The sequence below is a fragment of the Streptomyces sp. S.PNR 29 genome (genome assembly GCF_030386795.1).
In the GTDB taxonomy this organism is placed as follows: Bacteria; Actinomycetota; Actinomycetes; order Streptomycetales; family Streptomycetaceae; genus Streptomyces.
Genome location: NZ_JANUQM010000019.1, coordinates 156119 through 166489, shown reverse-complemented (window position 1 = coordinate 166489; position 10371 = coordinate 156119). Strand labels below are relative to the sequence as shown.

Sequence of the window (10371 nt, the reverse complement as noted above, 5' to 3'; positions counted from 1 at the left end):
GCTCGGGGTGCGGGCGGAGACGGTCAAGGCGTATCTGCGCTCCGCCATGCGCAAGCTGGGCGCCCGGACCCGCGGAGAGGCCGTGGTCGCCGCACGACGGGCCGGGTGGTTGCCGTAGTGGCGGACATACTGGCCCCGTGGCCACAGGCCCCACGAACGCGGTGGCCGCCGAGCGGCTCGGGGTGCGGGCGGAGACGGTCAAGGCGTATCTGCGCTCCGCCATGCGCAAGCTGGGCGCCCGGACCCGCGGAGAGGCCGTGGTCGCCGCGCGACGGGCCGGGTGGTTGCCGTAGGTTTGCACTGTTTGCCGCACCGTATCCCACGAGGCCACAGGCGGGGCGCTATTCATTCGGGCGCGCTTTGTAATTCTCCATGCTTCGCCGCTGTTATTTCCCTCACCATCTCATCCGTCCGAAATTCAATGACCCATTGCCTAATATTGGCCAGGACACGACACACGGAGGGAGCGGTGACCGTGCGACGGGACTTCAAGGAGCCTGCCAGATGCCGCCCCGACCTGGTCATCGGCCGGGAGGAGCTGTTCGCGCAGGCGCGTGAGCAGCTCGCCTCGGGCGGCAGTGTGCTGCTCCACGGCCCCGCCGGAATAGGAAAGTCGACCGTCCTGCGGGCACTGACCACGGAATGCGCCCACTCGGCACGGACCGTGTTGCGCTGCTCCGCCACCGAGTCCGAATCCCATCTCCCCTTCCTCGCCCTCGCCGACCTGTTCGGCCTGGTCCTGGACGAGGTGTCCGGCAAACTGCCCGCCGCCCAGCGCACCGCCCTGGAGTCGGCGCTCACCGGCCGCGGCGAGTCCACCCTCCAGCGCGACGGGCTGGCGCTGCGCCTGGCGGTGCTGTCCGCGCTGCGCGCCCTGGCCGCCGAAGGCCCCGTCCTGGTCGTCGCCGACGACCTGCAGTGGCTGGACCCGGCCAGCGCCGAACTCCTCGGCTTCGCCGCCCGCCGCCTGGGCGACACCCCGGTGCGGCTGCTGTGCGCGGTACGGACCGAGGGGCAGGAGTACGACCGTCATCTACGCGCGTCCCCACCGGACACCCTCGCGGTCCGCCTGAACCCGCTCTCCCGCAACCAGGTGTCCGCACTCCTCGACCACCGCGGCTACACCGGCCTGCCCCGCTCCACCGTCCGCGACATCCACCGCACCAGCGGCGGCAACCCGCTGTTCGCGCTGGAGCTGGGCCGTGCCCTCGCCGAGAACCCCACCCCGCCCCGCCCCGGCGAGCCGCTGCCGGTACCGACCTCGCTGCGCGCCCTCGTACTGCACCGCCTGGACATGCTGTCCGACGAGGCCCGCCGCACCCTCCTGGTGGCCAGCGCGGGCGCCCGCCCCACACTGGCGCTGCTGCACGCCGCGGGCCGGGAGCACGCCGAGGCCGAGACGGCCCAGGCGGCCGAGCTGGGGCTGCTGGCGACGGAGCCGGAGGGTCCCGCCCTGCGGTTCGCGCATCCGCTGATCTCGGCCGCGCTGTACGCGGAGGCCCCGGCGCAGGAGCGGCGGGCCGCGCACGCCGCGCTGTCCACGGCGGCGTCCGACCCGATCGAGCGGGCCCGGCACCTGGCGCTGGCGACCCACGGCACCGACCCGGACGTGGCGGCCCGGCTCGCGGAGGCCGCCGCGCTGGCCCGGGACCGCGGGGCGCCGTCGGTCGCCGCGTCCCTCGGGCTGCTCGCGGCCCGGCACACCCCGGCGGACAGCGCCCCCGGCCCGGACGAGCGCCGGCTGCAGGCGGCCGAGGACGCCATCACCGCCGGCGAGGTCGACCTCGCCCGGGACATCGCCCGCGAGGTACTGACCCGGTCCGTCCTGCCCGCGGAGCGCGTGCGGGCCTGGATCGTGGTGATCGAGGCGGCCGGGCACGCCCTCGGCGACGTCGACGCCGTCTTCCCGCAGGCGCTGGCCGACGCGGGCGACGACCCGGGGCTGCTGGCGCAGGTCCACTACCAGCTGGCGTGGCGCGGACTGGTCGTCGAGGGCACCTTCGCCGAAGGGCGTGAGGAGGCCGCGCGCGCGGCGGAGCTGGCCGCGCGGGCCGGCGACCGGCGCACCGAGCTCCTCGCGCTCGCCTTCCAGGCCCAGACCGAGACCCTGATGGGCCACCCCGACGCCCCCGCGACCATCAAACGGGCGCTCAAGGAGCCCCAGGACCCTTGGGTCGCCTGCCACCACAACGGCGCGGGCTCGGCCCGCTTCCGCTGGCTGATCATGAGCGACCAGCTGCCCGAGGCCCGGGCCACCATCACCGCGCTGCTGCGCGAGGTGCGGCGGCGCGGCATGGTCGAGAGCGAGGTGCACTTCCTGCGGTTCCTCGCCGAGACCGAACTGCGCTCCGGTCACTGCGGCCGGGCCCTCGACCTGGCCCGGGAGGGCCTCAGGCTGGCCCGGGACTCCGGCATCGGCGAGACGGCCTCCGCCGTGCTCACCTCCCTCGCGGAGGCCTCCGGCGGGGACGTGGACCGGGCGCTCGCGCTGGCGCGGGAGGCGGTCGAGCACGCCGAGCAGATCGGCGACCAGATGTACGCCTCGCGCGCCCTGACGGCCCTCGGCCACGCCCAGCTGGTGGCCGGGGACGCCCCGGGAGCGGTGGTGTCCCTGCGCCGGGTGCGCGAACTGGAACACGGCCTCGGCGTCACCGACCCGGCGCGCGGCCGCTGGCAGGGCGATCTGGCCGAGGCCCTGGTCCAGGTCGGGGAGGCCGCCGAGGCGCAGGACGTCATCGACATCACCCGCCATCACGCGCTGCGGCTCGGACGGGAGAGCGTGCTGGCCGTCATCGACCGGGCCGAGGCCCTCGTACGGGCGGCGCGCGGCGAACACGACGGCGCGCTGGGACAGTTGACGTCGGCCCAGGACCGGCTCGCCAAGCTGGGGCACGGCCTGGAGGAGGCACGGGCCGCCTTCGCGCTCGCCCGGCTGCGCACCAGGCAGCCCGCTCCGACCTCGTACGAGGAGGCGGCGCGGCTGTTCCGGCGCTGCCGGGCGCTGCCGTGGCTGCGGCAGGTGGACGCCGCAGCCGCGTCGGGCCCGCCGGAGCCGGCCCCGGCGCCCGCCGCCGTACCCGACGGCCTGGAGTGCCTCGCCTCGATGGAGCGTCAGGTCGCGGCGCTCGTCATGGAGGGCGCCACCAACCGGGAGATCGCCGCACGGCTGTTCATCAGCGTCAAGACCGTCGAGGCGACGCTGACCCGGGTCTACCGCAAGCTGGGGATCCGATCGCGCGTCGACATCGTCAGACTGGCGGCGGGGCGCCGTACGAACTGAGCCGCGCGGAGTGTGCCGTACGCGCCGATCCGCAGGGTCCGCCGAGCGGCCACCGAGGGTTTTCCCTGCCCAACTCCCTTAGGGGGTTCCCTCATTGGGAGGTCGATCCTCCGACTTCTAGCGTGGATCCGTGCCGCTCGCCCGGGCACACGGGGGCCGGTCCCGACAGCGGCCCCCGTGCACCACCCCCACCGTGCGACCCCCCACCGGCAATCCGATGAGGAGACCCATGTTCGGGCTCACCCGTGCCAAGAAGGCCGCCGCCGTCGTCGCGGCCACCGCTGCCGCCGCCGCGACCGCGCTGCTCACCGCCCCCACCGCCGTGGCCGCCCCGCAGCCCATCGTCGGCGGTACGACGACCACGACGACCGCGTACCCGTTCATGATGCAGATCACGGACGCCTCGCAGAACCAGTTCTGCGGCGGCACGCTGGTGTCTCCGACCAAGGTGGTCACCGCGGCCCACTGCATGGTCGGCGAGACCACCAGCAGCGTGCGCGTCGTCGGCGGCCGCACCTACCTCAACGGCACCAACGGCACGGTCAGCAGAGTCAGCAAGATCTGGATCCACCCGAGCTACACCACGGCCACCAAGGGCGAGGACGTGGCCGTGCTGACGCTGTCGACCTCGATGCCGTACACCACGGCGAAGTACGTCTCGTCGACGGACACCTCCGTGTACGCGGCCGGCACCACCGCCCGCATCATCGGCTGGGGCACCACCTCCTCGGGTGGCAGCTCCTCCAACCAGCTGCGCACCGCGACCGTGCCGATCGTGTCCAACTCCAGCTGCAGCAGCTCGTACGGCTCCGACTTCGTCGCGAACGAGATGGTCTGCGCCGGATACACCTCCGGCGGCGTTGACACCTGCCAGGGCGACAGCGGCGGTCCCCTGCTCATAGGGGGCGTCCTGGCAGGCATCACTTCCTGGGGCGAGGGCTGCGCCCAGGCCGGTTACCCGGGTGTCTACACCCGGCTGACCACCTTCTCCAGCCTGGTGACCGCGCAGGTCAACTCGTAGCCGAGCAGACCGGGCAAGAACTCCTGAGCACCCCTCAGGTGACATACCAGGGGGCGTTGCGAGCCACCACGAGCGGCCCGCAACGCCCCCTTTCCATGTCCGGGCGACGGTCACCGCTTCCGCACGGTCCCGAAGCGGATGTCGTACGACGACTCCCCGTGCAGCACCCTCAGCATCCGCTCCCCCTCCGCCGTGACCTCCTCCCGCTGGGCCTTGCTGAGCCCCCCGAAGGGCTCGATCACCAGCGCGTCCGGCTCCAGCCGCCACACCCCGGCCAGGAAGCCGTCGACGAGGAGGGCGCTGTGGGCGAGGTTTCCCTGCCAGGTGCGGCCCCGGTGCTCGGGCGGCACGACACGGGTGCGGTCGGCGTGGGAGAGGAGCAGGTTGTCGAACTCGGGCAGGAAGCGGGGCGGGGCCGGGGTGCCGGGGTCGGGGCGGGGAGCGTCGGGCAGGTCGAAGAGTTCGGTTCCCTTCTCGTCCCGGAAGGTGACGAGCCCGGGACGCAGCCGCTCGAAGGCGTCGCGCAGCCGCGTCAGTCCCGACCAGGTCTGCATGTCCTTCACGGACGCCGGGCCGAAGGCGCCGAGGTAGCGCAGTACGGTCGCGTCCGGAGCGGGGGCCGGCTCGGCGGGCCGGCCCAGCCAGTGTTCGGCGGTGGTGAGGGCGACCTGGCCACTCCTGCCCCACAGTCCGCGCGGGGTGACCTGGACCAGCGGGAGACGGCAGCGGGCGGCGACGGACAGGGCCTGCGGGTCGGCGTCGGGCCACTCGGCGAGCAGCGCCTCGCGCAGCTGCCCCATGGTGCGGGGTTCGGCCTCGACCAGGTCGCGGGCCAGCGCGGCGAGCCGGTCCAGGTCGACGCCGGCGAGCCCCTTGCGGAAGGTGTTGATCTCGCGGTCCCGGGCCGGCTGCACCAGCGGCCGCAGGGTGAGGCAGTCGTCGGCGGTGTGGGTGTGGATGGTCGAGCGCAGGGTGACGATCCGGACGACCTCGCGGTCGGCCATCAGCCGGGACAGCTCCTCGGGTGCGAAGCCGTCGAGGCGGGCGGCGAGCGCGTAGTACGGGGGCTTCACGTTCTGCGCCTGAAGGCCGACCAGATGCTCGACGGCGGCCTTCGCGGACATCGGCGAGCGGCTCAGCAGGAGCTGCCGGGCGAGAGTGGCGCGGTTCAGGGCGCGGGTGCCGAGCACGGGGCCCGCCGGGGTCGTCGTCTTGGTCACGCTCCGCTTGGTCATGCTCCGCACGCTAGCGCCGATCGCGGACACCTTCTGTCCGCAACTCGCAGGGCCCTGCCCGTCCACGCCACGGCTGTCATGAACGCAGTGCATCCGACACGGACTTGGCGCCTCCGTGGGCGGTGAGACCTCCGTCCACGGGGATCTCGGCGCCGGTGATGAAGGACGCCTCGGCGGAGAGGAGGAACACGACGAGCGGGGTGACCTCGTCGACGGTGCCGGTGCGGCCGAGCGGGGTCTCGCGGATGTTCGCCGCACGGAAGGCGGGGGCCGCGGAGGCGGTCATGTCGGTCTCGATGTAGCCGGGGTGGATGGTGTTGACGCGGATGCCGCGGGGGCCGAGCTCCAGGGCGGCCGCCTTCGACAGGCCCCGCAGCGCCCATTTGCTCGCCGTGTAGGCGACCGGGTAGTGGCCGGTGAGCGCGGCCGTCGAGCCGACGTTGACGACGGACGACCCCGGCGGCATCAGCGGGGCGAGGTGCTGGATGCCCAGCAGCGGACCGGTGACGTTGACCGCGTGCACCCGGTGGAAGTCGTCCGGACGTACGTCGCCGAGGCGGGCGCGCCAGGTGATGCCCGCGTTGTTCACCAGGCCGTGGACATGGCCGTACGACTCCTTGAGCTCGGCGGCGAGTGCGGCCCACTCCTGGTCGCGTGTGACGTCGAGCCGGCGGCAGCCGGGTGCCTCGGTCACGTCGGTGGCGATCACATGGGCGCCCTCGCGGGTCAGCGCCTCGGCCTCGGCGGCACCCTGCCCCCGGGCCGCGCCCGTGACGACGACGACCCTGCCGAGCAGCCTGGGACACCGGTCGCTCACGGCCGCTCCCGGCTGCGGCGGCGGCCGGCCGGCAGCGGCACCGGCACCGCGCCCGGGACCACGGTGTTGGAGACGGTGCCGATGCCTTCGACGGTGAGGGTGACGGTGTCGCCCGGCTTCAGCGGCGGCGGGTCCTGCCTGCCCCGTACGCCCCACAGCTCCGCCAGGCAGCCGCCGTTGCCGCAGGTGCCCGAGCCGAGGACGTCGCCGGGGCGGACGACGGTGCCGCGGGAGGCGTACGCGACCATCTCCTCGAAGGTCCAGCTCATGTGGGACAGCAGGTCCCTGCCGACCACCTCGCCGTTGACGCGGGCCGTCAGCGCCAGGCGCAGAAAGCCGTCCGCGTCGCGGTACCGCTCCAGTTCGTCGGCGGTGACCAGGCAGGGACCCAGCGTGGTGGCGGTGTCCTTGCCCTTGCACGGGCCGAGGCCCACCCTCATCTCGGCGGACTGCAGGTCGCGGGCGGACCAGTCGTTGAGGACGGTGTAGCCGACGATGTGGTCGCGGGCCTGCTCGGGGGTGAGGTCGCGGCCCTCCTTGCCGATCACGGCGGCCACCTCCAGCTCGAAGTCGAGCACGCTCGACCCCGGGGGCATGGGGATGTCGTCGTACGGGCCGTACACGGCGTAGGGGTTGGTGAAGTAGAACGTCGGGGCGCGGTACCACTGCTCCGGCACCCCGCCGGCCCCGTCCACGGACCGTCGTACGCCCTCGACATGCTCCTCGAACGTGACGAAGTCCCGCACGGTGGGCGGCTCCAGCGGGGGCAGCAGGCGTACCTCCGACAGCGGGACGGCGGCACCCACGGGTCGGACCCCGACGGCTGCTAGTGGTGCGGTGCCGTCGGGCAGGGCCCGTACGACGGTGCCCTCCACGACGCCGCAGTGGCGGCGCCCCTCGTGCACGTAACTGGCGATGCGCATGGCGGATGCCCTCACACCGGCGGCGCGACGAAGACGCCGCGGTCGACGTCGTTGAACGACTCCTTGGCGACCAGTTCGTTCATGGGGTTCGCGGTGCCCCACTGGTCGGTGACCTCGGGCCGGGAGAAGTCGTAGACGTGAGGGTGCCAGGTGTCCTCGTCCAGCTCCTCCAGCTCGGTGGTGTACTCGACCGTGTTGCCGTGCGGGTCGAGGAAGTACGTGAAGGTGTTGTCGCCCGCCATGTGCCGGCCCGGGCCCCAGATCTTGCGGTGACCGGCGCGCATCACGCGGCCGGAGCCGCGCATGTACTCGTCCAGGCCGCGCATCTCGAAGGAGACGTGGTGCAGGGAGGTGTGCGGGCCCTGGGCGATGGCCATGGAGTGGTGCTGGTTGCTGATCCGCATGAAGTGCATGACCTCGCCCATGTGCGGCGAGCTGAGCGTGTCGGAGAGGCGGAAGCCGAGGTGACGCTCGTACCACTCACGGGTCCTGTTCAGGTCCGGGGAGTTGAGCACCACGTGCGACAGGCGGACCGGGATGGATTCCTTCTCCTCGATCCTGCGGTGCTGCCGGGCCTCGACGTCGGCGGATACCTCGATGGTGCGGCCGTCGACGTCGAAGAAGCGGAAGCCGTAACCACCGCCGGGGGTGTCGAGCTTCCCCGGCTGGGAGATCAACCGCACGCCCTGGGAGAGGAGCCGGTCGGCCAGGGTGTCGACGTCGGCCGGGCTGCCGGCCCCGTAGGAGACCAGGTCGAGACGCTTCTCGTCGGCCCTGCGCAGCCGCACGACGTACCTCTCGGGGCTGCCCTCGGCGGCGAGGAAGGAGATCCCGGAGTCCTCGGCGACCTTGGTCAGGCCCCAGACGCCGGCGTAGAAGTCGAGTTGCTTGTCGTAGTCGGGCACGGCGAGGTCGACGTGCCGCAGGTGGGTGAGCAGACGCATCGGGTCAGTCCTTCTTCAGCAGGGCGGCTGCGTTGCCGCCTCGTACGGCGTGGAAGTCGGCCTCGGGCAGGCCCGCGGCGCGCAGCGCGCCCAGCGGGTCCTCGGTGCCCATGTCGAAGGGGAAGTCGGAGCCGAGCAGGATCCGGTCCGGGCCGGCGGCGCGGACCAGCTCCCGCAGCACGTGGGGGTCGTGGACGAGGGAGTCGAAGTACAGCCGCTTCAGGTAGCTGCTCGGCTCCCGTGCGCAGCCCCGGGCGTCGGGGCGGGCCCGCCAGGCGTGGTCGGAGCGGCCGATGTGGGTGGGCAGGTAGCCGCCACCGTGCGCGGCGATCACCGTCAGCCCGGGGTGCCGGTCCAGTACCCCGGAGAAGATCAGGTGGGACAGCGCGACGGCGTTCTCGGTCGGCTGGCCGACGGTGTTGGACAGGTACCACCGGTCCAGGCGCTCGTCGAGGGTGCAGCCGAAAGGGTGCAGGAAGACGATGGCGCCGGTCTCCTCGGCGCGGGTCCAGAAGGGTTCGTACGCCGGGTCGGACAGCTCGCGGCCCGGGGCGTGACTGGAGATCTCGACACCCGACAGGCCCTGCTCCAGGGCGTGTTCGAGGGAACGTACAGCCAGCTGCGGGTGCTGCAGGGGCACGAGGCCGAGGCCGTACAGCCGCCCGGGAGCCTGGGCGCAGTGGGCCGCCGTCGCCTCGGCCGCGAGCCGGCACACCTTCTCGGCCGTCTCCTGGTCCGTCCAGTAGTGGTAGTGCGAGGGGGACGGGCTGACCAGCTGGACGTCCACGCCCTGCGCGTCCATCGTGGCCAGCCGGAGGCGGACGTCGGTCATCCTCGGCGCGCGCTCGCGGACCATGGGGCCGCTGACGGCGAGGGCCGCGGGGCCGTTGCGGCGGGCGTCGAGGGCGCGGGCCCGGGCCAGTCCGGGCAGGTCCGCCACGAGGGCGTCGACCTCGGGGAGCAGGACGTGCGCGTGCACGTCCACCGTGAGTCCGTTCACGGCAGCTCCTTCAGGATGTTCATCGTGCGGCCGATCAGCCCGGGCACATCGGCGTCGCGCACGCGGTCGAGCTGCCACTGGCCGATCTGCACGGACGCCTCGACGACGGTCCGCACCCGGGGTGCGCGGCGCTCGTAGTAGCCCTGGAACAGCTCGTCGTCCCAGTCCCGGCCGCTCGTGAGCAGTTCGGCGAGGACGAGGGCGTCCTCCAGGGACATGGCCGCGCCCTGGGCGATGGTGGGCGGGCAGCAGTGGGCGGCGTCGCCGATCAGCACGACCCGGCCGCGGTGCCAGGAGCCCTCGACCAGCAGCCGGTTGAACCAGGTGTAGTTGACCTGTCCGGGATCGGTGATGTGCTGGGTGATCTCCGGCCAGGACCCGCCGTACCCCTGCGCCAGTCGGCGCATCTCGTCGGCGTAGTCGGCCGGGTCGACGGAGGAGCGGGCGCGGCACCCTTCGACGAGGTACGCGTAGAGGGTGTTGTCGCCGGTGGGGGTGTAGCCCGCGATGTAGGCCGGGCCTCCGTAGGCGAGGTCGGTGCGCGTCACGCTCTCGGGCCGGGGGGCGGCGATACGCCAGATGGCCATGCCGGTCGGCTCGGGCCGGTCGGTGACGCCGATCGCGGCGCGGGTGGCGGAGCCCAGGCCGTCGGCGCCGATCACCAGGTCGTAGCGGCCCTCGGTGCCGTCGCTGAACCGCACCGAGACACCGTCGGCGTCCTGCTCCAGGGACTCGGCGGTGGTGCCCAGGCGGACGGTGGCGCCGCAGGCGCGGACCGCTTCGATGAGGATCTGCTGGAGCTGCGGGCGCTGCATGCCGAGGGTGGCGGGCAGGTCGTCGCCGCCGGTCCGGATGTCCTCGACGACGACCAGCACGGTGCCGTCGGGGGCGGTCAGGCCCACCTCGCTGTAAGGGAACCCGGAGGCCTCCACCTGATCCCACACTCCCAGTTCGCGCAGGACGCGCAGGGCGTTGCCCTGGAGGGTGATGCCGGAGCCGGTGGTGGCGTTCCAGTCGGGCTTGGCCTCGATCAGGTCGACGGCGATGCCGGCCCGGCGCAGCAGGACGGTCACGGCGTTGCCGGAGGCGCCGCCGCCGACGACGAGGATTCTTCGGTTGAGGCTGTCAGCCATGTCGGGGATACCTCCCGA

At 73.0% G+C, this 10371-nt stretch carries 9 protein-coding genes and 1 pseudogene; 4 read left to right on the top strand and 6 right to left on the bottom strand.

The window, feature by feature from the left end; all coding sequences use genetic code 11:
* The 4 genes and pseudogenes from NW895_RS37775 to NW895_RS37760 form a co-directional block, all read left to right on the top strand.
* On the top strand, positions 1–118 hold a 118-nt coding region (locus tag NW895_RS37775), incomplete at its 5' end, for a LuxR C-terminal-related transcriptional regulator (RefSeq protein ID WP_289941521.1).
* 19 nt (positions 119–137) lie between these two features.
* Positions 138–293, top strand: a pseudogene (locus NW895_RS37770) (LuxR C-terminal-related transcriptional regulator); the annotation flags it as partial.
* Positions 294–469: 176 nt separating this feature from the next.
* The gene (locus tag NW895_RS37765) at positions 470–3280 is read left to right on the top strand and encodes a LuxR family transcriptional regulator (protein ID WP_289941498.1); all 2811 of its coding nucleotides are present in this window, start codon (positions 470–472) and stop codon (positions 3278–3280) included.
* Positions 3281–3509: 229 nt separating this feature from the next.
* Positions 3510–4301, top strand: coding sequence for a serine protease (locus NW895_RS37760; protein ID WP_289941497.1), 792 nt, complete (start codon positions 3510–3512; stop codon positions 4299–4301).
* A 110-nt stretch (positions 4302–4411) separates the two neighbouring features.
* Here NW895_RS37760 and NW895_RS37755 read toward each other — a convergent pair whose 3' ends face one another.
* From NW895_RS37755 to NW895_RS37730, 6 genes are all read right to left on the bottom strand, one after another.
* The gene (locus tag NW895_RS37755) at positions 4412–5536 is read right to left on the bottom strand and encodes a winged helix DNA-binding domain-containing protein (RefSeq protein WP_289941496.1); all 1125 of its coding nucleotides are present in this window, start codon (positions 5534–5536) and stop codon (positions 4412–4414) included.
* Between the two features lie 76 nt (positions 5537–5612).
* Positions 5613–6353, bottom strand: coding sequence for an SDR family oxidoreductase (locus NW895_RS37750; protein WP_289941495.1), 741 nt, complete (start codon positions 6351–6353; stop codon positions 5613–5615).
* Positions 6350–7276 (bottom strand): fumarylacetoacetate hydrolase family protein, encoded by a 927-nt coding sequence (locus NW895_RS37745; RefSeq protein ID WP_289941494.1) that lies wholly within the window; start codon positions 7274–7276, stop codon positions 6350–6352. Before NW895_RS37745 ends, NW895_RS37750 begins: the two co-directional genes overlap by 4 nt.
* Positions 7277–7287: 11 nt before the next feature.
* Entirely contained in the window at positions 7288–8220 is a 933-nt protein-coding gene (locus NW895_RS37740; protein WP_289941493.1) for a VOC family protein, read from the bottom strand.
* Positions 8221–8224: 4 nt separating this feature from the next.
* The gene (locus NW895_RS37735) at positions 8225–9220 is read right to left on the bottom strand and encodes an amidohydrolase family protein (protein WP_289941492.1); all 996 of its coding nucleotides are present in this window, start codon (positions 9218–9220) and stop codon (positions 8225–8227) included.
* The gene (locus tag NW895_RS37730; protein WP_289941491.1) at positions 9217–10353 is read right to left on the bottom strand and encodes an FAD-dependent oxidoreductase; all 1137 of its coding nucleotides are present in this window, start codon (positions 10351–10353) and stop codon (positions 9217–9219) included. Before NW895_RS37730 ends, NW895_RS37735 begins: the two co-directional genes overlap by 4 nt.
* Positions 10354–10371 lie beyond the last annotated feature (18 nt).